We start from the raw sequence: 21,446 nt of genomic DNA, 5'->3' as shown, positions 1-21,446 counted from the left end.
CATGCGGCCGTTACCGTTACGTGGTTCGGTCGCCCTTCCAAAGAGAAAGAGGAAATACCGGTGTGCCCATACAAGATTCGCCGTCTCGACCGGAATGATGCGAAGTCTTTTAGGGAAATTCGCCTGGAGGCTCTCGCGAACCATCCAGATGCATTTGGCGCGTCATGGGAAGAAGAGCAGAGTCAATCGGAGGCCCAATTCGCTGACAGGCTCGAGAACGGTCTTGTGATCGGAGGGCTATCCGATGACGGAATGCTTGCCGGAACGATCGGTGTGTCGAAATCCAAAGGCATCAAGACGCAACATATTGGATCGATCTGGGGAATGTATGTCCGCCAAACGGTACGGGGCACAGGACTCTCACGCTTATTGCTGAGTGCTGCCGTCAACGAAGTTGGCACGATCTTACGCTCGCTCCGGCTTAGCGTCGTGTCGTCAAACGCTCCGGCCGTCCGGCTTTACAAATCCGTAGGCCTTGTAGAATGGGCCGTCGAGGTCGAAGCTCTAAAGGTGGGCAATACTTACTACGATGAAATTCTCATGCGGCTGGAACTAGGCCCACGATAATCGACGCCACGAGCCCGCTCGCTGATCGTACTAGGGTCCGTGCTATATCGCTTCAGTATTCACAGCAGAAAATCAGGCGGCCTGCGGCTCGAGTTCGCTGTCGCGGTGCTCGATCGCCAGCGGGATGGCTTGAGCGTCGGCTATCGTGCTCCAGGTGATGAGCTCGAACGTGCCGTCCTCATGCTCGGCGATCGCCGTACAGCTCTCCACCCAGTCGCCGGTGTTGATATAGCGTACGCCGTCCATGTCCTCGATCACGGCATGGTGGATATGGCCGCAGATGACGCCGTCGGCGCCATGCTTGCGGGCTTCGTCGACCACGACGCGCTGGAACTCGCCGATGAAATTGACGGCATGCTTCACCTGCAGCTTCGCCCAGGCGGAGAAAGACCAATAGGGCATGCCCATGCGGCGGCGGATCGCGGCCAGCACGACGTTGATCTTGATCGCCGTATCGTAGGCCCAGTCCCCGAGATAGGCGAGCAGGCGGGCATTGCGGACGACGACGTCGAACTCGTCTCCATGCAGGATCAGGTATTTCTTGCCGTCAGCGCCGTCATGCATCATTCGCTCGGCGACTTCGATGCCGCCGAAATGCATTCCGGGGAAGTCGCGCAGGAATTCGTCGTGATTGCCCGGGATATAGACGACCCGCGTGCCCTTGCGCGCCTTGCGCAGCAGCTTCTGCACAACGTCGTTGCAGACCTGCGGCCAGTACCAACTGCGTTTCAGTCGCCAGCCGTCGACGATGTCGCCGACAAGGAATATCGTATCGGCGTCGTGGTAGCGGAGAAAATCGAGGAGGAAGTCCGCCTTCGCCGCCTTCGAGCCGAGATGCACATCGGAAATGAACAGAGTACGGAAGTGTCGAGTATCCATATGTCTTTCACAAGCATCTTGCCTGCGTCCTATCGTTCATCTCGTCTTCCAAAATCAGACTCGTGTTTCAGGAAGATGACAGATGCGCGAATTGGCGCATCGCAGCGCTTATGAGTTTTCCGCCCGGATGCGAATTTCTGACTGTCCCTGCCAGCCGATTGATGTATGGAGAAGTCTTCAAAAGATGTGAGTGCGGCAGCGGAGACGGCAATGGATCATCAGGAAAAATCCAAGACGGAGAAGAACGAGACAGGCGGAAACCTCGACGAGCAGGCGCTTTTCTTCCATCGTTATCCCCGTCCCGGCAAACTTGAAATCCAGGCGATTAAGCCGCTCGGCAACCAGCGCGACCTGGCACTCGCCTATTCGCCCGGCGTCGCAGCGCCTTGCCTTGCGATCCGTGACAATCCGGAGACGGCGGCCGATTATACCTCGCGCGCCAATCTCGTCGCCGTCATCTCCAACGGCACGGCGGTTCTCGGCCTCGGCAACATCGGCCCGCTCGCCTCCAAGCCCGTCATGGAAGGCAAGGCAGTTCTTTTCAAGAAGTTTGCAGGCATCGACGTATTCGACGTCGAAATCGAGGCCCCCACCGTCGACCAGATGGTCTCCACCATCGCCTCGCTCGAGCCGACCTTCGGCGGCATCAATCTCGAGGACATCAAGGCGCCGGAATGCTTCGAGGTCGAGCGCCAGCTTCGTGGGAAGATGAAGATCCCGGTCTTCCATGACGACCAGCACGGCACGGCCATCATCGTCGCCGCCGCGATCCTTAACGGCCTGGAACTTGCCGGCAAGAAGATCGAGGATGTGAAGATCGTCGCCTCCGGCGCGGGTGCCGCAGCACTCGCCTGCCTCAACCTCCTGGTGACGCTCGGCGCGAAGCGCGAAAACATCTGGGTCCACGATATCGAAGGCCTTGTCTATGAAGGCCGCACCGAACTGATGGACGAATGGAAGGCTGTCTATGCACAGAAAAGTAAGATGCGTACGCTCGCCGATAATATCGGCGGCGCCGATGTTTTCCTTGGCCTTTCGGCTGCCGGTGTCCTGAAGCCGGACCTCCTGTCACAGATGGCGGACAAGCCGCTCATCATGGCTCTCGCCAATCCGACCCCTGAAATCATGCCGGACCTCGCGCGTGCCGCCCGCCCGGACGCAATGATCTGCACCGGCCGCTCGGACTTCCCGAACCAGGTGAACAACGTCCTCTGCTTCCCCTATATCTTCCGCGGCGCGCTCGATTGCGGCGCCACCGCCATCAACGAAGAAATGAAGATGGCGGCCGTCAAGGCCATCGCAGGGCTTGCCCGCGAGGAAGTGTCGGACGTCGCGGCCCGCGCCTATTCGGGCGAGACACCTGTCTTCGGTCCGAACTACCTCATTCCCTCGCCCTTCGATCCGCGTCTCATCCTGCGCATCGCCCCGGCTGTCGCCAGGGCCGCCGCCGAGACGGGCGTCGCGTCGCGGCCGATCGCCGATTTCGACGCCTATCTCGATCAGTTGAACCGCTTCGTTTGGCGTTCTGGCTTCGTCATGAAGCCGATCTTTACCAGCGCGAAGCTTTCGGAGAAGAAACGCGTCATATTCGCGGAGGGAGAAGACGAGCGCGTCCTGCGCGCGGCACAGGTTCTGCTGGAGGAAAAGACCGGCGAGCCGATTCTGATCGGCCGCCCCTCGGTCATCGAGGCACGTCTCAAGCGGTTTGGCATCCGCATTCGCCCGAACATCGATTTCGCCGTGGTGAATCCCGAAGACGACCCGCGCTACCGCGACTATGTCGAAGACTACTTCGCCCTCGTCGGCCGCGCCGGCATCAATCCGGAAGCCGCCCGCACGATCGTGCGCACCAACAACACGGTTATCGGCGCCTTGTCGGTGAAGCGCGGCGAGGCGGATGCCCTCATCTGCGGCGTGGAGGGCCGCTTCGACCGCCACCTGAAAGACGTCGGCCAAATCATCGGCAAGCGGCCAGGTGCCTGCACCTTCGCCGGTCTCAGCCTATTGATCACCCAGAAAGGGCCGGTCTTTTTTGCCGATACCTTCGTGAACTACAATCCGACACATGAGGAGATCGCCGAGATCGCCGTTCTGGCGGCCCAGGAGGTTCGCCGCTTCGGCATTACGCCGAAGGCCGCGCTGATCTGCCATTCGAATTTCGGCTCCCGAAACTCCGAGAGCGCGCGCAAGATGCGCGATGCCCTGCAGCTCGTGCGCCAACAAGCCCCCGATCTGGAGGTCGATGGTGAAATGCAAGCCGGTTCTGCATTGTCCGAAGCGCTGCGCAAACGCGCCATGCCCGATAGCTCGCTTGCCGGCGAAGCCAACCTATTGCTCTTCCCGAACCTCGATGCCGCCAACATCTCGCTCGGCCTCGTCCGCACCATGATGGATGCGCTTCATGTCGGCCCGATTCTGCTGGGAACCGCACAGCCTGCGCATATCCTGTCGACCTCGGTCACCTCGCGCGGCGTGGTCAACATGGCGGCGCTTGCCGTCGTCGAGGCTTCTCAGCCGGCGTAAGTTGTCGCAAAATGCGAAAATGCGTTACAATTGCGTCGCCAGCTTGTTAACGGAAGCAGGCTAGAAAGCCGGGATGCGGCGAATGTCACGCCGCGCTCTGGCCTGACTTTGCTGCGGATGATGCCGTGAAACGCCGAAACCTGACCCTTGCGATCCTGCTTGCTTTGGCCGCGCCTGCTGCCGCGCAGACGCATGCGATATGCGACGACCTGCGCGGCCGGATCGCCGATCTGCCCCATGTCATCGGCAACGGCCCCGAAGTCCGCCAATATGCAAGCGCGATCGCCGAGCAGAACCTCGAGCTTCGTAAAGTCCGCAACGACCTGCGCGGCTACGGCTGCTCGATGGACAGCATGGTCGTGATCGGCGGCGAGAATGCGGATTATTGCAGCGAGCTGCAGCAATCCGAGGCGCGCATGGTCGACAACATTCGATACCTGCAGGAGCGGCGTAACGAACTGCGCGATCAGGGCGGTGCCGATTATCGCGTGCGCCGCGAGCTGATGGCGGCGCTCGAAGACAACAGCTGCAACGACGAGCTCGACTATGCGCCGGAGGATCCGCAGGCCTATGCGCCGGCGCCAAGTCCCGAAGAACAGGCGATGCGGAGCGATACCTTCATTCCGCTTGGAGAAGACGAACAGGGCGACATGCAATATGGCGTGCCGCGCGGCGAGCTGATGTCGCATGTCAGCACCATGTGCGTGCGCACCTGCGACGGCGGCTTCTTCCCGATCACCACGAATGCAACGTCGATCGATTTCAACCGCGACGCAGCGACATGTTCGAAAATGTGCCCCGGTATCGAGACGGAGCTTTTCTATCAAGACATCTCGAATACCGAAGCCGCAAATATGATCTCGGCCTCGACCGGCGCGCCATACAGTGCCATGCAGAATGCCTTTGCCTACAAGAACCGCCCGCCCGGCCAAAAGTCCTCCTGTTCGTGCAATCTCCCCGCCTATTACGAGAATATGCGCAAGAACCAGGCGATCAGCGAACCCCCGAGGAAAGGCTCGATCACCAATATCAAGACGAAGCCGCCATCGGGCGCCGCCTCCACGCCTGTCCCGCAGCCGCAGGTGCCGGACCGCACCTATGACCCGGCAAACAGCAAAGTCCGCCAGGTCGGTCCGCAGTTCCTCGCCGGCGACCAGGGCGCGATCGATCTCAAGAACCCCGCAACGCCCGGACCGCAGCCGCAGCAGAACTGACGCGGCGTTACTGGCTTCCCCATCGGTCGGAGAAGACCAGTTCTTCCAGCGGCAGGCGCTGGCGCCAGCCTTTCACGGCCAGTTCCGGCGCGGTGTAAAGCTGATCGACGTAACCGACGCAAAGCCAGGCGACGATCTCGATCCGTTCCGGAATGCCGAGCAGTTCTCGAATGTCCGCATCGTGGAAGATGCTGACCCAACCGACCCCGATACCTTCGGCCCGGGCTGCAAGCCACAGGTTCTGCACGGCACAGACGGTCGAATAGACATCCGTGCGCGGATTGTGGGTCCGGCCGATGACCACCGGCCCTGCCCTGTCCGGATCGCAGGTGACGCAGATGCTAAGCGGTGCCTTGCGGATGCCTTCGAGCTTCAGGCTTCTGTACTTTTCCCGCCGCTCACCTTCAAACATCTCGGCCGCTTGCTTGTTGGCGCGCGAAAACGCCTGCCACGCGGCTTGGAGCACCTCCGAATCGCGGATCACGATGAAATTCCAGGGCTGCATGAAACCGACCGACGGCGCGGCATGCGCCGCGCCAAGCAGCCGCGACACCAGATCGTCAGGCACGGGATCGGGCAGAAACTGGTCGCGCACATCGCGGCGCGTTTCGATGGCTCTATAGACCGAGGCCCGGTCCTGTTCGGAAAACTCGCCGGCCGGCACCAGGGCGCGGGCGAAAGGATCAAGTTGCATCGTTAAATCCCCAACAATGCTTGAGCACCCGCGCCGCAGCGCGTGAAGCGTTAAAACCCCCCCGCCGTCCGCGCGGTTCAGTCTATCTTGCCAGGCCGGTCTTCTGACTTGGCGTCACCCGCTTTCTGCGGCCTTCCCGGCAGCGGCCAGTGACCATTGTTGCAGCAAGCGTCAGCCTCACAGCGTTGGGCACGTTCCGGTCCTTCACCGGATTCCCGATTCTCCTGCTGGATGCAGGCACCTGACGGCAGTCTCTATCTCCTAAGTCGGCTCCTCGTTCAAGTCTCCGCGAAATAACGCACATAGGCAAATTCGTCGCCATCGGGTGACCAGCAGGGAACATTGATCGTGCCCTGCCCGCCGAAGAGTTCGAACAGCGTAGTCAGGTTGCCGCCGTCTATATCCATCAGCCGCAGCCGCACATCAAGATCGCGCGGATGATCGAAGACCTCCGGATCGTAGGAAAGGATCAGCACCTTGTCGTTTTTCGGTGAAGGATGCGCAAACCAGTTGCCGTAATTGTCGTGCGTCACTTGCTCCAGGCCGGTTCCATCCGGATGGATGCGCCAGATCTGCATGAGACCGGTACGGCTGGAGTTGAAGTAGATCCAATTCCCGTCGGCCGAATAATCCGGCCCGTCGTTTCGCCCCTCGCCATGCGTCAGCCGCTTCTCGGGGCCACCATCGACGGAAATCGTATAAATGTCGAAGACATCGTCGCGAATGCCGCAATAGGCGAGCTCCTTCCCGTTCGGTGACCAGCCGTGCCAATAGGAGGGCAGATTGTCGGTGATCAGCCGCGGCGTCCCGCCAGCCGCCGGCAGAATATAGATCGCCGACTTGCCGAATTCCGTCTTGTCGGAAATGACGATTTGTGTCCCGTCCGGCGAAATGCCGTGATCGTTATTGCACTTTGTCGCAAAATCCGTATCGACCTGCTGGAGGCCGCCGGAGCCATCCGGCCGCAGTCGGTAAAGCAAGCCGTCGCCATTCAACAGCATATAGGTCCCATCGGGCGAAAAATTCGGCGCCTCGATCAGCTTTTCAGTCTGGACGACAATCCGGCTTTCGCCGGTGCGGATGTTGTAGATCTCGACCGAACTGCGCATTCATCCTCACGGGTTTTGATTACCGGTCGCGGAACCGGTTGGTGATCGGGTAGCGGCGATCGCGCCCAAAGTTCTTCTTGGTGATCTTCACGCCCGGAGCCGACTGCCGGCGCTTGTATTCGGCGAGGTAGAGCAAATGCTCGACGCGGTGGACGGTCGCCACATCATGCCCACGCGCGAGGATCTCCTCGACCGCCATCTCCTTCTCGACGAGGCATTCGAGGATGTCGTCGAGCACCGGATAAGGCGGCAGCGAATCCTGGTCCGTCTGGTCTGGGCGAAGCTCGGCGGACGGCGCCTTGTCTATGATGTTCTGCGGGATCACCTCGCCCGACGGCCCCAGCGCGTCCGGGGGCACGTGACCATTGCGCCAGCGCGACAGCGCATAGACCTGCATCTTGTAGAGGTCCTTGATCGGATTGAAACCGCCGTTCATGTCGCCGTAGAGCGTCGCATATCCAACCGACATTTCCGACTTGTTGCCGGTCGTGACCACCATGGAACCGAACTTGTTGGAAATCGCCATCAGGATCGTGCCGCGCGCCCGGCTCTGCAGGTTCTCCTCGGTAATCCCGCTATCGGTTCCTTCGAATAGCGAAGAGAGCGCCGAGGTGAAGCCCATCACCGGCTCCTCGATCGGCACGATGTCGTAGCGGCATCCGAGCGCCTTGGCGCAATCGGCCGCATCCTTCAGCGAATCGGTTGACGTGTAGCGATACGGCAGCATCACCGTTCGGACGCGCTCCTCGCCGAGCGCATCGACGGCGATCGCCGCGCAGATCGCCGAGTCGATGCCGCCAGAGAGGCCGAGGACGACATTCTTGAAGCCGTTCTTGTTCACATAATCGCGGAAACCGACCAGGCAGGCGCGATAGTCGGCCTCGTCGGGCTCGGGAATACGTGACATCGGGCCTTCGCTACAGCGCCAGCCGTTTTCGCCGCGCTTCCAGGTCGTCACCGCCAGCGCGGTTTCGAACTGGCTCATCTGGAAGGCCAGCGATTTGTCGCCGTTGAAGGCGAAACTCGCACCGTCGAAGACGAGTTCATCCTGGCCGCCGAGCTGATTGGCGAAGATTAGCGGCAGGCCGGTTTCGATCACCTGCTTAAGCGCCACCTGATGGCGCACGTCGACCTTGCCGCGATAATAGGGTGAACCGTTCGGCACGAGCAGGATTTCGGCGCCACTTTCGGCGAGTGTCTCGCAGACGCCGAGATCGTTCCAGATCTCTTCGCAAATCGGCACGCCGATCCGCACGCCGCGGAAATTCACCGGCCCCGGCATCGATCCTTCGGAAAAGACGCGCTTCTCGTCGAACTCGCCGTAGTTGGGCAGGTCGATCTTGTCACGCAGCACCAGGATCTGGCCGGCGTCGAGAACTGCAACCGAGTTATGCCGCCCCGTCTTTCCCTGCCGCGGGAATCCGACTATGACGCCGGGGCCGCCGTCTGCGGTATCGCCCGCAAGGTCCTCGACCGCCTTCAGGCAGGCCCTCAGAAAGGCCGGTTTCAGCACGAGGTCTTCCGGCGGATAACCGGAAATGAAAAGCTCCGTCAGAAGCAGCAGATCCGCGCCTTGGCGGGCCGCATCGGCGCGTGCTTCACGAGCTTTGGCAAGGTTTCCGGCGACATCGCCGACTGTCGGGTTCAACTGGGCAACGGCAATCTGGAGCGTATTCAAAGGAGCGTTTTCCTGTGTCATGTCATCCATTTAGCGCGGGCTGCCCGCCGCTTCAATTGCCCGCGCCATGAAAAGCCGCGGATCTGCCGGGCGATAAACTCAAACCATAGGGAAAAGCCAGGAAACCGCGAGGTTCATCTAGCGTTCATGACAGGCATGTGACACTTCGGTGAAGATTTTATGACGTCGGAGTATGCCGTTGATCGCGTTGATAATGAAGTCCGTACCGGCCGGAAAAGCAGCACTGCTTTCCGCCGGTTTCGGGTCGAGTGTACAGTCTCCGGCAGCGCGCGCGGCAATCGGCATCGTATTTTCGTTTTCTTTCGCGCTCCTCAGCGTTATCGCCGTCGAGTGGATTGCGCGCGGCACGTTGACCGATGTCGGCGAGTTCCTGACATCGACGGTCAGGCCCGGCATGACCACCGTCGCCATGCTGACGATCGTGATGCTGACTCTCGATGCCGTTTTTGGACGGCGCTACCAGTCGGCATTTGTATTGATCCCGCTTTTCCTGATCCCGGCCTTTGTCTCCAATCAGAAACAGCACTTTCTCTCCGACCCCTTCTATCCGTCCGACGTACTCTTTACCCGTCAGATCATGGAGCTGCTGCCGGTCATGGTGCGAGACAGGCCGTGGACGGCTGCAGCGCTTCTCGTCGGCATCGTGCTTTTCACCGCAGGCATCGTCTTCGCATGGCGTTATGCCTGGCAGAACTTCCCGAAACTCTCCCGCCAGGCGCGCCTCCGCCACCTCTGCCTTGGGCTTCCGGTAATAGCGGCCTTCGCCTCGCTCATGGACTATTCGCAATATTCCTACATTCGCGACCGCCTGCAGGTGGTACCGATGATGTGGGACCAGAAGGAGAACTACCGCAGCAACGGCTTCATACTGGCCTTCCTCTTCAATATCCCGATGGCCGATGTCGCAGCGCCCGCCGGTCTCAACGCCGATGCCCTCGACGCGATCCCCTCGCGCAACTACGGCTATCTAACAGGCCCGGAAGAAAAGCCGGACATCATCATGCTGATGAGCGAGTCCTTTTGGGATCCGATGAGGTTGAGAAACCTCTCCTTCAGCGCCGATCCGATGCCGAATGTCCGCGCCGCGCAGTCCGGCTACGTCTTCTCGCCGGAATTCGGCGGAATGACCGCCAATGTCGAATTCGAGGCACTGACCGGCTTCTCGAACGCCTTCCTGCCTTATGGCAGCATTCCCTACCAGCAATATGTCCGCAGCGACGTGCCCTCGCTTGCCACCTTCTTCCGCGGCGAAGGCTATATCGCCCGCGCCTTGCACCCCTTCAGCGGCTGGTTCTGGAATCGAAACCAGGTCTATAAGGATTTCGGTTTCGAGGAGTTCCGGACCGAAGAAACGATGCCACCGATGGAAAAGCGCGGCATCTTCGCCTCCGACGATTCCCTGATGAAGGAGATCATGCGCGAGGGCGACGGCCTCGATAAGCCGTTCTTCTTTTTCGCTGTCACCTTGCAGGGTCATGGTCCCTACGAGCCGTATCGCTACGCACGCAATACGATCGGCATCCGCGGCAACATTCCCGAGGCCGACCGTGCGACGCTTGCGACCTACACGCAGGGCGTCAAGGAAGCTGACGACAGTCTCAAGATGCTGATGGATTGGGCCTCGAAGCGTGAGCGCGAAACGATCATCGTACTGTGGGGCGATCACCTGCCGCCGCTCGGCAACGTCTATATGAGCGCCGGCTACATGGCGGACCAGGTCGCGACCCGCAGGGCGCCGCTCGACGTGATGAAGCGCGAGCATGAAACGCCGCTGGTCATCTGGTCGAACAAGAAAGGCGTGAAGGAGAACGTCGGCACGATTAGCCCGTCGCTGATCTCCTACAACCTCCTCAAGTTCGCCGGTTTCGAGCATCCCTTCTACACCGGCTTCCTCGGCCGCGTGCAGAAGAAATACGACATCATCGACCGTTACCAACTGGCGGCGCGCAACAACAAGGCGACGCCGGACTGGATGCGCGACCGGAAAAAGCTCGATCCTCTTGTGCGTGACTACGGCTACCTGCAGCACGACATCATGTTCGGCAAGGCGCGGACGCTAGAGCGCTTTTTCCCAAGGCACGACCTGCTAGCCGAGGGCTACCAAGGCCATTGATGACAGTCGGCGACTGCGTCCCACAGTCGCAGACGCTTGCCGCCCGTTGGTGGTGTGGAGCTTGACATTCCACCGCGTGAGCCGATCCGCGACCCACCGGATTTCGCCAAGTGATCGTTCTCGATACCAATGTCATTTCGGAACTGGTAATGCCGTCACCGAGCATGGACATCGTGACTGGCTCTCGGGATGCATCAGATGTCTTTGCGACCAATACCACGAACCGTCGCAAAGCCGGTCGACCGATCAGCCAATTCGACGCTCAGATTCCATTGCCATCTCCCGAGGCCCCACTTGCAACCCGCAACATGACCACTTCGATGGAATTGGCCTTGATGTTATCAATCCCTGGAGAATTCGGTGACGGTGGCAAAGGCGCAAGCTGAGCGCACCGTTCGCTGACGAAAATTCCGCCCGTGGTGCCAGATATCGGAGCCAGTCATGTATAATATCTCGAATTTCGTTCACCTGCATTTCGACAGGCCGACCGATGAACTCGGCGACATCGAAAAACGCGTCCTCAGAAGGACACACGAGCGCAAGGTCATCTCGACCGACGTCAACGAAGCCTTTGCCGCCGAGGCAACTTTCGGCGCGCGCATCGCTGACGGTCTCGCAAGGGTCGGCGGCTCCTGGTCCTTCATCATCGCCTTCCTCGCTTTCCTCGCGATCTGGGCGGTAGTCAATACGATTGTCCTTGCGACGCGCGCCTTCGACCCCTACCCCTTCGTCTTCCTGAACTTGATCCTCTCCATGCTCGCCGCAATCCAGGCGCCGATCATCATGATGTCGCAAAACCGGCAGGCCGAGCGCGACCGCTTCGAAGCAGCCAAGGATTACGAAGTAAATCTCAAGGCCGAGCTCGAGGTCCTGTCGCTGCACCAGAAAATCGACATGCACGTCGTGACCGAACTCGCTGCACTGCGCGAAGAGGTCGGGCGCCTGAACGCTTCGCTGGCCGCGAAAGGGGCTTAAACACCTTTGGCGTATTGCGGCGCGCCATCGTTGATCTCATAGAAATCGCCCTTGTCGGCGCAGTAGATATGATAACCGAAGGAAAGCCCGCTCGGCAGGTCGAAGGCGCCGGCCATCACGGAAACTTCTGGCGATCCCTTCCGCTGCCAAAAGAGCGCCGAGCCGCAGTTTGCGCAGAAGCCACGCTCAGCAGTCTCGCTTGACCGGTACCAGCGGATCGAGCTTTTGCCTTCGATCGTCAGGCTATCCAGAGAGACGTCGCAAGACGCGTAGTAGAGCCCTGTCTGCCGTCGGCACTGCGAGCAATGACATGCGACGATCGGACCGGGTTTGCTCTTGCTCATAAACCTCACCGCCCCGCAGGCGCAGCCGCCCGTATATTCCTTCGTCATTAGGCCCCCCGTTCTTGATGGACTGCGAGATTGGCCGCTCGCCTGGCGCTGCGTCAAATCGAATTCCTTGAGCAGAGCGTCAGAAATTTTGATGCCGAGCTTCTTGAAACGTCACGACCGGCAATCGGTGCATGCAATAAAAAAGCCCGGCGCAGGGCCGGGCTCTCGATGTCAGTCTTTCGGCTAGATCAGCCGTTGACGGCCATGCGCTTCTCGTCGCGGCCGCCCTTCATGCGCTCGGCGAGCAGGAAGGCAAGCTCGAGCGCCTGGTCGGCATTGAGGCGCGGATCGCAATGCGTGTGATAGCGGTCCTGCAGATCCTCGGCGGAAACAGCGCGCGCACCGCCTGTGCATTCCGTCACGTCCTTGCCGGTCATCTCGATATGAATACCGCCCGGATGCGTGCCTTCGGCACGGTGGATCTGGAAGAAGCTTTCAACTTCCGACAGGATGCGCTCGAACGGACGCGTCTTGTAGTTGTTGAGCGTGATCGTATTGCCGTGCATCGGATCGCAGGACCAGACGACCTTGCGGCCTTCGCGCTCGACCGCACGGATGAGACGCGGCAGGTGGTCGGCGACCTTTTCGTGACCGAAACGGCAGATCAGCGTCAAGCGGCCGGCTTCGTTTGCCGGGTTCAAGATGTCGATCAGGCTCAAGAGATCGTCCGCCTGCAGAGACGGACCGCACTTCAGGCCGATCGGGTTCTTGATCCCGCGGCAGTATTCGACATGCGCGTGATCGGCCTGGCGCGTGCGGTCGCCGATCCAGATCATGTGACCGGAGGTCGCGTACCAGTCGCCGGAAGTAGAATCGACGCGCGTCAGCGCTTCTTCGTAGCCAAGCAGGAGCGCCTCATGGCTGGTGAAGAAGTCCGTCTCGCGCAGGCTCGGGTGGTTCTCGGAGGTGATGCCGATCGCCTTCATGAAGTCCATGGTTTCGCTGATTCGGTCGGCAAGTTTGCGGTAGCGCTCGCCCTGCGGGCTGTCCTTGACGAAGCCGAGCATCCATTGATGCACATTCTCGAGATTGGCATAACCGCCCATCGCGAAGGCGCGCAGAAGGTTCAGCGTCGCCGCCGACTGGCGGTAAGCCATGGCCTGGCGTTCCGGGTTCGGAATGCGCGCTTCCTCGGTGAATTCGATACCGTTGATGATATCACCACGGTAGCTCGGGAGCGAGACGCCGTTCTGCGATTCGATGCCCGACGAGCGCGGCTTGGCGAACTGGCCGGCAATACGGCCCACCTTTACTACCGGCAGCTGTGCGCCGAAGGTCAGCACGACGGCCATCTGCAGGAAGGCACGGAAGAAGTCGCGGATCGTGTCGGCGCCATGCTCGGCGAAGCTCTCGGCGCAGTCCCCGCCCTGCAGCAGGAAACCGTTGCCTTCGGAGACATTGGCGAGATGCTTCTTCAGCCGGCGCGCCTCGCCCGCAAAGACGAGCGGCGGATAGGTAGAGAGCTGGGCTTCCGTTGCCGCCAAAGCGGCCTGGTCCGGATAATCCGGGACCTGCTGGATCGGCTTTTGCCTCCAACTGTTCGGGGTCCAAGTCTCTGCCATTTTAGTCACCTTTGTCTCGCCGGGATCACTGCCGGCGCCTGTCGTCCACAATAACGGCGGCTTATAAACCTTTAGCATCCGCTTGCCTAGCGCCGTTCGACACGTTCTGAACGGGTCGCGATGCCTGCCGCGCTTATAGGGAAAGCCTCTGATGGGCCTTCAATCCCGCCCTCCGATTTACGCTACGTATACCATGAATTTTGGGGGGTAATTCAGCAATTTGTGTCAAACCCGAAGCTGAAACTGCCCGCCATGAAGAGCGCGCTTTGTCTTCGCCGATGATCGGCCCGATCCTGGGGAATGGTATGAAGAAGCTGGCGCGCCGCCTTGTGGGCGATCGTTCGGGAAACTTTGGAATAATGACAGCATTGCTTGCCGTGCCGGTCCTCGGAGCGGCGGGCATGGCAGTCGATTTTGCCCACGCGCTCAGCCTCAGGACCCAGCTCTATGCGGCCGCGGACGCAGCGGCTGTGGGTGCCATTTCCGAGAAATCGCCGGCAGTGGCAAAAGCCATGACCATGCAGGGTGATGGGACCATCACCGTAGGCTCTGAAGACGCACAAACGATGTTCATGGGCCAGATGGCAGGCGAATCGAGCAAGTTACCGATCAACCTTGAGATCAACGTTACGAAGACCGGCAGCGTCATCGCATCACGCGTGGCCTTCAGTGCTGCTATGCCGACCACCTTCATGCAGCTTCTGGGCCGCGAAAGCGTCACGATCGGCGGCACGGCGACAGCGCAATACCAGACGCCGTCCTACATGGACTTCTACATGCTGCTCGATAACACTCCTTCGATGGGCGTCGCCGCGACACCGGATGATATCGAGCGAATGAAATATGCCACCCGATTTGGCAACGCTAAGGGCAAGGACGCTAAGTGCGCTTTTGCCTGCCATATCGTCTCCGAGAAAGGTGTCGAAGACAAAACCAGCTACTACAATGTCGCACTGAACAACAACATTCCAATCCGGATCGATGTGGTTGCGCAGGCGACAAAGGCACTTATGGAAACGGCAGAACAAACCCAGACGGTTAAGGGGCAGTTCCGCATGGCCGCTTACACCTTTGGCAAGACAGCCCAGGATGCGCAGCTTTTCAAGGTCGCAGAACTGGACGAGAATCTGTCGACAGTCGGCGAAGCGACCAAAAATATCAAGCTTATGAGCATCCCCTTTCAGAACTATAACCAAGATCAGCAGACAAGCTTCGACGATGCGCTGACCAAAATCGAAAAAGAGATCAAAGAAATTCCCGGCCAAGGCACAAGTAGCGCGGACCGCCAGAAGATCGTCTTCTTCGTCTCAGATGGTGTGGGTGACCACGCCAAGCCCACAGGCTGCACCAGCCCGAAAGGCCGGGTCAACAGCACTCGCTGCATCGAACCTATCGATACGAAGTTCTGCGAATATCTGAAGAATAAGAATATCAAGATAGCCGTTCTTTATACGACCTATCTGCCCCTGGAGGATAACGGCTTCTGGAAGGACTGGGTTAAACCGTTCGACGGCAGCATCGCCACCCGAATGCAAGAATGTGCGAGCCCCGGCTACTTTTTCCAGGTGTCCCTGACGCAAGGCATTACCGAGGCTATGGACACCCTCTTCCACAAGATCGTCAGCACGCCGCGCCTCACCGGTTGATGCGCGGCGCCACCCAACGCGAACCTCAAACCCGCTCACCACCCCGAATTCGATAGCTCGGCACATACATCGTCACGAGCTCTTCCGCCGCCGTCGGGTGCACCGCCATGGTGCGGTCGAAATCATCCTTGGTGCACCCCGCCTTCAGCGTAATCCCGAGAATCTGCGCCATCTCGCCGGCATCGTGCCCGAGGATATGGGCGCCGACGACCTTGCGGCTTTGTGCATCGACGATCAGCTTCATCAGCATCTTTTCGGACCGCCCGGAAAGCGTCGCCTTGAGCGGCCGGAACTGCGCCCGGTAGACCTCGAGCTCCCTGTAGCGTTTTGCCGCCTCCTCTTCCGAAAGGCCGACCGTGCCGATCTCGGGCTGGGAGAAGACAGCGGTTGCGATCTGCTCGTGATCTGGCTTCGTGGGATTGTTCTTGTATTCCGTCTCGATGAAGCACATCGCCTCGTGGATCGCGACTGGCGTGAGTTGTACCCTGTCGGTGACATCGCCGAGCGCGTAGATGTTGTCGGCGCTCGTCCGCGAATATCCGTCGACGACGATCGCGCCGCGCTCGTTCGTTTTCACACCGGCTGCATCCAGCCCAAGCCCGGAGGTATTCGGATCGCGCCCGAGTGCGAGCAACACGGCGCCGGCATTCAGCGTACCATTATTCAAAGTCTCGACGGCAAGCCCTTGCTCGCCCTTCGACACCATTTCCAGGGTGTCGCGGCACAGGATACGGATACCCTTGGCAACCATCGCCTCATGCAGGCCGCGGCGCAGATCCTGGTCGAAGCGCGAGAGGATTTCCGCCCCGCGGTAGACCAGCGTCGTCTCGACGCCCAGTCCATGGAAGATATTGGCAAATTCCACGGCAATATAGCCGCCCCCCGCAATCACGATCGCCTTCGGCAGGTCCTCGAGATCGAACGCCTCGTTGGAGGAAATGCAAAGCTCGTGCCCCGGCAGGGCCGCATGCGGGTTCGGCCGGCCGCCGGTTGCGATGACGATGGTCTTAGCGGTCACGGTCTCGCCGGTCTTCACCAGCCGGATCGTATGCGCATCGATTAGCTCGGCGCGCGTCTCGAGGATTTCCGCATTCGCGCCGGAAAGCCCCTTCTTATAGAGTCCCTCCAGCCGCGCGATTTCGGCGTCCTTGGCAGCGATCAGCTTCTTCCAGTCAAAAGTGCTTTCCCCGACCGTCCAGCCGAAGCCGGCGGCATCCTCGAAATGCTCCTGATATTGCGACGCATAGACGAACAGCTTCTTGGGCACGCAGCCGCGGATGACGCAGGTGCCGCCGTAGCGGTATTCCTCCGCGATCGCGACCTTCTTGCCGAGCGACGCGGCAACACGCGCGCTTCTCACGCCCCCCGAACCGCCGCCGATGACGAAGAGGTCGTAATCATAGGAAGACATGGAAGGTGCTCCGTTGGGAATCGGCGGGAATGGTTCGATGGATATAGTATCTATGCCTGCAAAAACAAAAGCCCGGACGATGCCGGGCTCTTGCGATCACATCAGCCCCTGTCAGGGCTTTGCAGCCGGAGCAGGCGCACCTGCCGGCTTGTCGCCAGCCGGCGGAGTTTCCGGCACAGGCTGTACCTTGATGACCTTGCTGAGTTCCGTATTGGCATTCTTCTGGAGGTCGCGGGCAATGCCCTGCGCCCAGATATCGGCTGCCCTGTTCGTCTCGCGCGAAGCGATGGGGCCGTCCTTCAGAAGCTTCTTGCCGACCGGCGAGTTGTAGAAGTCGGCGATGGCCTTCAGCTCTTCAACCGTGAATGCCTTCGCATAGTTCGTTGCGGCTTCCTTCTCGAGATCGGAGCGGCGCGGTGCGAGCGCCAGAGCCTGCGCGTCGACCGTGGCGCTGATTACGTCTTCGTAGTTCGGCGAATCCTGAATGAGGCCGGCCTTCAGGCGTTCGGCGAGGCCGGGCAGGATATTGTCGAACTGCGCCGTTGCACCGATGGCGGCAACGGCTGCACGCGCGGCCTTCAACTGCTCGTCGGAAATTTCCTGCGCCTGCGCAGCTGAGCCGAGAGCGATGCCGGAGAGAATAACCGTCGCGGCGGCAAAACGGCCAAGACCTGCAAATTTCTTCATGAGTTTCTATGCTCCTATTATCTGTTCGCCTGCAGCGTGCGCGCACCCGCTGGACCCGCGATGATCGCAAGTGACGCCATATTGAGAAAAAGCCCGTGCTCAACGACGCCGGGTATCGAATTCAGCTCGCTCGAAAGCGCGTCTGCATCAGGAATGCGGCCAAAAGATGCGTCGATGATGTAGTGGCCGCCGTCCGTGGTAAATTCTCCGTCACCGGATTGGCGAAGTGTCAGGCTGCCGGTCAGGCCGAGCCTGGCAGCCTTCCTTTCGATCGCGATGCGTGTGGAAACCAGACCGAAGGCATTGACTTCGATCGGCAGCGGAAACCTGCCGAGCGTCTCGACCAGCTTGCTCTCGTCGGCAATCACGATCACGCGGTCCGAAGCCGCCGCGACGATCTTTTCGCGCAGCAACGCCCCGCCGCCGCCCTTGACCAGGCGCAGGCTCGCATCGATTTCGTCGGCGCCGTCGACGGTCAGGTCGAGTTCCGGGAGTTCGTCGAGAGATTTCAGCGGCACGCCGAGCTCGACGCAAAGCCGCGCCGTGCGCTCCGACGTCGGAACGCCCTCGACCCTGAAGCCACCGGCAACCTTCTCCGCTAGCAGGCGAACGAACTCCTCTGCCGTACTTCCTGTTCCGATCCCGAGGCGCATTCCACTCTCGACGTGCGTAAGAGCCGCCTCGGCCGCCTTGATCTTCATTTCGCGGGCGTCCATGCGCCGCCTACTCCGGTTGTTTCGTTGGATGTGCTGTTTACACGGCTCGTATGGCAAACGAAAGCCAAAATAATAACACGAAATCGAAATGCGTAAGCATCGCCCTGCGGCGTTACGGCCATAGTCTTGGCGTTGCTTTTTCAATGCCCATCACCTACTCCGGGAAGACCGGATTTCATGAAGAGGCGATTTCCTTGACCCCTGCTCTTGTCGTATTCGATCTCGACGGCACGCTGCTCGATACCCATGCCGATCTCGTCGAGAGCCTGAATCTCACGATCGCCGCGCTGGATCTCGCGCCCGTGACTTATGCCGATCTGACCCATCTTGTGGGCCACGGCGCCAAGGTGATGATTGAGCGCGCCTGCGCGCTGCGCGGCCACCCGCTTTCGGAGACCGAGCTGCCACCGCTGCTGGAACGCTTCATCGCCCATTACACCGATACGATGCCCGGCCATACACAGCCATATCCCGGCTTGATGGCCGCCATGGATACCCTAAAAATCAAGGGGTACAAGCTCGCCGTCTGCACCAACAAGCTGGAATCGCTGACGCTCACGCTTCTGCGAAAACTCGATCTCACCGGTTATTTCGACGCCATCACCGGCGGCGACACCTTTCCGGTCCGCAAACCGAATGCGCAGCACCTGACCGGCACGATCGAACGCGCCGGCGGCACACTGGCACGCAGCATTATGATCGGCGACAGCCTCAACGACATCGCCGTCGCTAGAAACGCCAACGTCCCGTCGATCGCCGTCCCCTTCGGCTATTCCGACGTGCCGGTCGAAACACTGCGGCCGGACCGGATCATCCTGCATTACGACGAACTGACGCCCGAACTCGTCGAAACCGTCATCCGCGATTTTGCGCGGTCGAACGCGGTGGCTGCTTCTCGCTGAAATTCGCAATCAAGCGCGCGGCAAACTCATTTGGAACGCTCCAATATTTGCCGAATGGCGGCGATCCCGAAGACCGCCGCCGCCCATTCCGGATCGAAAACACTCAGATCTGTGCGTCCCGCGCCTTCGTCGTCGCCTCGAATGCCTTCTCGACATAGGCATCTCTGCCATAGACATCGTTGAAATATTCCACGACGCCGTCCTTGTTCGGCCATGCCGTGAAGTAGGACACGTAGACCGGAACTTTCTGCGGAACCGAGACCGCCTTGTTCTGGCCAACGGCGATCTGCCTTGCCACATCGGCGACGCTCGTGTTGAGCACGGCCGCCGCCATTGCGCGCGGATCGGCAAGACGCACGCAGCCATGGCTCAGCGCCCGCATGTCGCGCTTGAAGAAGCTCTTCGACGGCGTGTCATGCATGTAGATCGCATGGCTGTTCGGGAACAGTATCTTCAATTCGCCCAGGGCATTGTCGCCGCTCGGCGGTTGGCGCACGGAGACATTGGAGGTCGAGCCGTACCAATCGACGCTGGAAGACGGAACGGCATGGCCGTTGATCGCCACTTCATAGCCGAGGCGATCGAGATAATTCGGATCGGCGCGCAGCTTCGGCAGCATCTCGTTGATGATGATCGACTGCGGAACACCCCAGAACGGATTGAACTCGACGGTCTCGATCTCGTCCTGGAAGAAATAGGTCTGGTTGGACTTCTGGCCGACCACAACGCGCATCGACAACTGTTCCTTGTTGTCGTTGTGGTAGTAGACCATAAAGGCCGGCTGGTTGATGAAGACGTAGCGCGAGCCGAGATCTTCCGGCAGCCAGCGCGCCTGCTCCATCGCGACGGTGAGCTTCTCGATCTTCGAAGCGTTGCTGTCGCCGCCGGTCATGATGCGGATGGTCGCTTGGCCGATTACGCCGTCCGGCTTTAGATTGTGTTCCTTCTGGAAATCCTCGACCAACGAAACCAGCTCGGGCGAGTAGACGAAGCCGCCGCTATAGGAGGCGAGCGTTGCCGCATGCTGCGCCTTCAGCGCTTCCGAGCCATGCTTGCCGATGGCCTTGACGATATTGGCGACTTCCGGCGAGCTGTCGCCCGGGCGCAGCAACCGATCGAGCGAGATCGTGATCGGCTCGTCGCCAGCCGTCTCGACCTTAAGCTTGGCTAGCTCCTCCTTGAGTGCTGCAAATTGCGGGCCATCCGGCGTGCGGCTGGTAAGATAGGCGCCGATATCAGGGCTCATGCGTGCAAGCTTGAGAACCGGACCGAGGTTGACCTGCTTGCGCCTGAAATCGTGGTAGCCCGAAATCTTGTTCGGATCGATGCGTCCGCGCACCGTATCCTGGACATAGGCGAGCACCTTCGAGGAAAGCTGCAGCTCGAACTGGGTAAGAGCGCGATCGCGGGCGGCCGGATCCGGTTTGGCCGGGTCGACGGCCGGCAGGTCGACGGCGTAGTCGGCCGGGTCTAGGCCGACGGCACCGACACCGGAAAGGAAACTCATCGCCGCCTTGGCACGATCGTTTACCTCTGCGCCGGTCAGCCAGACAAAGGGGTTCTGGGAGCTGCCGTAATAGGTTTCGAGAGCCTTTGCGACATTTACGTCGGCGCGAACCTTCGCTTCGGCGAGGAACTGGCGTTCGACGACGACCGGCGCCATGGCCGCTTCACCGGACGCAGACGCGATCGCGCCCGTCACCGTCGGTTCGCCAAACTTGGCGATATTGACGTAGCGCATCGCGTCCGGCTTGTAGGTATAGTAGCGCGGACCGCTGACCTTCGGCAGCGGCATGGCCGGCATTTCGCCGAAATCTCCTGGATTGGCGGGATTGATGATCGGGGTCCGCTCGCGGTGGCCGCGGATCATGTCCATCAGCGTATAAGCATGCGCCGGCGCGGCCATCGCCGCAAATCCGCAGGAAAGTGCCAGTGCGGAGACCGCACCCTTGAAAAACGATGTCATGCTTTTTTCCAGTCTCAGTATCACGCTGTCCTTGGCATGGGCCAAGCCCATCTCAAAATTCAAATAGTCTGGCTTTCCCGGTCCATTGGCAGAAACCGGCTCCGAGCGCCAGAAGCACCGGCACAACTTGTGTGACCCCGTCAAAGCGTGCCGCCGGCATGCAGTTCACACAAAATTATGAAATTATTAGTTAATTTTTTACCGAATTTCGCGCGATTGCCACAGTGGTCAAACGCGCCCTCCGGGCATAAAGTTTCAAGCGTGTCCTAAAAACCACGAAGAACACCCTAAAACATGAATAACGCTCTCATATTCCGTCTCCGGCCCGGTTTTCTTGAGGTCCGTTCGGACCTATAAGACCGACCTGAAACGAACGCGCTTCGGCGCATGC

At 60.1% G+C, this 21,446-nt stretch carries 18 protein-coding genes and 1 riboswitch; of the genes, 8 read left to right on the top strand and 10 right to left on the bottom strand.

The window, feature by feature from the left end; translation table 11 throughout:
* Nucleotides 1–60 precede the first annotated feature (60 nt).
* Nucleotides 61–567 carry a GNAT family N-acetyltransferase gene (locus tag BLP23_RS14360; protein ID WP_167363888.1) on the top strand — a complete coding sequence of 169 codons (507 nt, stop codon included), beginning with the start codon at nucleotides 61–63 and terminating at the stop codon, nucleotides 565–567.
* Nucleotides 568–639: 72 nt separating this feature from the next.
* On the opposite strand, the gene BLP23_RS14355 is transcribed toward BLP23_RS14360, so the two are convergent.
* On the bottom strand, nucleotides 640–1,446 hold the full coding sequence (locus BLP23_RS14355; RefSeq protein ID WP_028739633.1) for a UDP-2,3-diacylglucosamine diphosphatase: 807 nt from the start codon (nucleotides 1,444–1,446) through the stop codon (nucleotides 640–642).
* 210 nt (nucleotides 1,447–1,656) lie between these two features.
* Here BLP23_RS14355 and BLP23_RS14350 point away from each other — a divergent pair, with 210 nt between their 5' ends.
* On the top strand, nucleotides 1,657–3,969 hold the full coding sequence (locus BLP23_RS14350) for an NADP-dependent malic enzyme (protein ID WP_092585462.1): 2,313 nt from the start codon (nucleotides 1,657–1,659) through the stop codon (nucleotides 3,967–3,969).
* Nucleotides 3,970–4,094: 125 nt separating this feature from the next.
* Nucleotides 4,095–5,183, top strand: coding sequence for a DUF2865 domain-containing protein (locus BLP23_RS14345; protein WP_092585461.1), 1,089 nt, complete (start codon nucleotides 4,095–4,097; stop codon nucleotides 5,181–5,183).
* Between the two features lie 7 nt (nucleotides 5,184–5,190).
* On the opposite strand, the gene bluB is transcribed toward BLP23_RS14345, so the two are convergent.
* The 3 genes from bluB to BLP23_RS14330 form a co-directional block, all read right to left on the bottom strand.
* The gene (gene bluB / locus BLP23_RS14340; protein WP_092585460.1) at nucleotides 5,191–5,877 is read right to left on the bottom strand and encodes a 5,6-dimethylbenzimidazole synthase; all 687 of its coding nucleotides are present in this window, start codon (nucleotides 5,875–5,877) and stop codon (nucleotides 5,191–5,193) included.
* Between the two features lie 76 nt (nucleotides 5,878–5,953).
* Nucleotides 5,954–6,137, bottom strand: a riboswitch (cobalamin riboswitch).
* A gap of 18 nt (nucleotides 6,138–6,155) precedes the next feature.
* On the bottom strand, nucleotides 6,156–6,986 hold the full coding sequence (locus BLP23_RS14335) for a TolB family protein (protein WP_092585459.1): 831 nt from the start codon (nucleotides 6,984–6,986) through the stop codon (nucleotides 6,156–6,158).
* A gap of 19 nt (nucleotides 6,987–7,005) precedes the next feature.
* The gene (locus BLP23_RS14330) at nucleotides 7,006–8,685 is read right to left on the bottom strand and encodes an NAD+ synthase (RefSeq protein WP_092585595.1); all 1,680 of its coding nucleotides are present in this window, start codon (nucleotides 8,683–8,685) and stop codon (nucleotides 7,006–7,008) included.
* Between the two features lie 178 nt (nucleotides 8,686–8,863).
* Here BLP23_RS14330 and BLP23_RS14325 point away from each other — a divergent pair, with 178 nt between their 5' ends.
* The 3 genes from BLP23_RS14325 (at nucleotide 8,864) to BLP23_RS14310 (ending at nucleotide 11,773) form a co-directional block, all read left to right on the top strand.
* Complete coding sequence (locus BLP23_RS14325; protein ID WP_092585594.1) at nucleotides 8,864–10,798, top strand: LTA synthase family protein; 1,935 nt, start codon at nucleotides 8,864–8,866, stop codon at nucleotides 10,796–10,798.
* Nucleotides 10,799–10,908: 110 nt separating this feature from the next.
* A complete protein-coding gene (locus tag BLP23_RS14315) occupies nucleotides 10,909–11,184 on the top strand; it encodes a PIN domain-containing protein (RefSeq protein ID WP_233426698.1) in 276 nt (91 codons plus the stop codon).
* A 55-nt stretch (nucleotides 11,185–11,239) separates the two neighbouring features.
* Nucleotides 11,240–11,773, top strand: a complete 534-nt coding sequence (locus BLP23_RS14310; RefSeq protein ID WP_092585458.1) for a DUF1003 domain-containing protein — start codon at nucleotides 11,240–11,242, stop codon at nucleotides 11,771–11,773.
* Here BLP23_RS14310 and BLP23_RS14305 read toward each other — a convergent pair.
* Together BLP23_RS14305 and BLP23_RS14300 are read right to left on the bottom strand one after the other, a co-directional pair.
* Nucleotides 11,770–12,165: a GFA family protein gene (locus BLP23_RS14305; protein WP_092585457.1), complete on the bottom strand. Its 396-nt coding sequence runs from the start codon at nucleotides 12,163–12,165 to the stop codon at nucleotides 11,770–11,772. The genes BLP23_RS14310 and BLP23_RS14305 overlap by 4 nt on opposite strands.
* Before the next feature lie 188 nt (nucleotides 12,166–12,353).
* Nucleotides 12,354–13,727, bottom strand: coding sequence for a class II 3-deoxy-7-phosphoheptulonate synthase (locus BLP23_RS14300; RefSeq protein ID WP_092585456.1), 1,374 nt, complete (start codon nucleotides 13,725–13,727; stop codon nucleotides 12,354–12,356).
* A 305-nt stretch (nucleotides 13,728–14,032) separates the two neighbouring features.
* On the opposite strand from BLP23_RS14300, the gene BLP23_RS14295 reads away from it, so the two are divergent.
* Complete coding sequence (locus BLP23_RS14295; RefSeq protein ID WP_092585593.1) at nucleotides 14,033–15,373, top strand: TadE/TadG family type IV pilus assembly protein; 1,341 nt, start codon at nucleotides 14,033–14,035, stop codon at nucleotides 15,371–15,373.
* A gap of 25 nt (nucleotides 15,374–15,398) precedes the next feature.
* Here BLP23_RS14295 and gor read toward each other — a convergent pair whose 3' ends face one another.
* From gor to rpiA, 3 genes are all read right to left on the bottom strand, one after another.
* Entirely contained in the window at nucleotides 15,399–16,784 is a 1,386-nt protein-coding gene (gene gor / locus BLP23_RS14290) for a glutathione-disulfide reductase (RefSeq protein WP_092585455.1), read from the bottom strand.
* A 111-nt stretch (nucleotides 16,785–16,895) separates the two neighbouring features.
* Complete coding sequence (locus BLP23_RS14285) at nucleotides 16,896–17,471, bottom strand: DUF2059 domain-containing protein (protein WP_092585454.1); 576 nt, start codon at nucleotides 17,469–17,471, stop codon at nucleotides 16,896–16,898.
* Between the two features lie 17 nt (nucleotides 17,472–17,488).
* Nucleotides 17,489–18,187 (bottom strand): ribose-5-phosphate isomerase RpiA, encoded by a 699-nt coding sequence (rpiA, locus tag BLP23_RS14280; protein ID WP_092585453.1) that lies wholly within the window; start codon nucleotides 18,185–18,187, stop codon nucleotides 17,489–17,491.
* A gap of 143 nt (nucleotides 18,188–18,330) precedes the next feature.
* On the opposite strand from rpiA, the gene BLP23_RS14275 reads away from it, so the two are divergent.
* Nucleotides 18,331–19,089: an HAD family hydrolase gene (locus tag BLP23_RS14275; protein WP_092585592.1), complete on the top strand. Its 759-nt coding sequence runs from the start codon at nucleotides 18,331–18,333 to the stop codon at nucleotides 19,087–19,089.
* 103 nt (nucleotides 19,090–19,192) lie between these two features.
* Here the strand turns inward: BLP23_RS14275 and BLP23_RS14270 are convergent, their stop codons facing one another.
* Complete coding sequence (locus tag BLP23_RS14270) at nucleotides 19,193–21,055, bottom strand: L,D-transpeptidase family protein (RefSeq protein WP_092585591.1); 1,863 nt, start codon at nucleotides 21,053–21,055, stop codon at nucleotides 19,193–19,195.
* Between the last annotated feature and the right edge of the window lie 391 nt (nucleotides 21,056–21,446).

This window comes from Rhizobium mongolense subsp. loessense (assembly GCF_900099775.1).
GTDB lineage: Bacteria > Pseudomonadota > Alphaproteobacteria > Rhizobiales > Rhizobiaceae > Rhizobium > Rhizobium loessense.
This window is presented reverse-complemented; position numbering and strand designations above follow the sequence as displayed.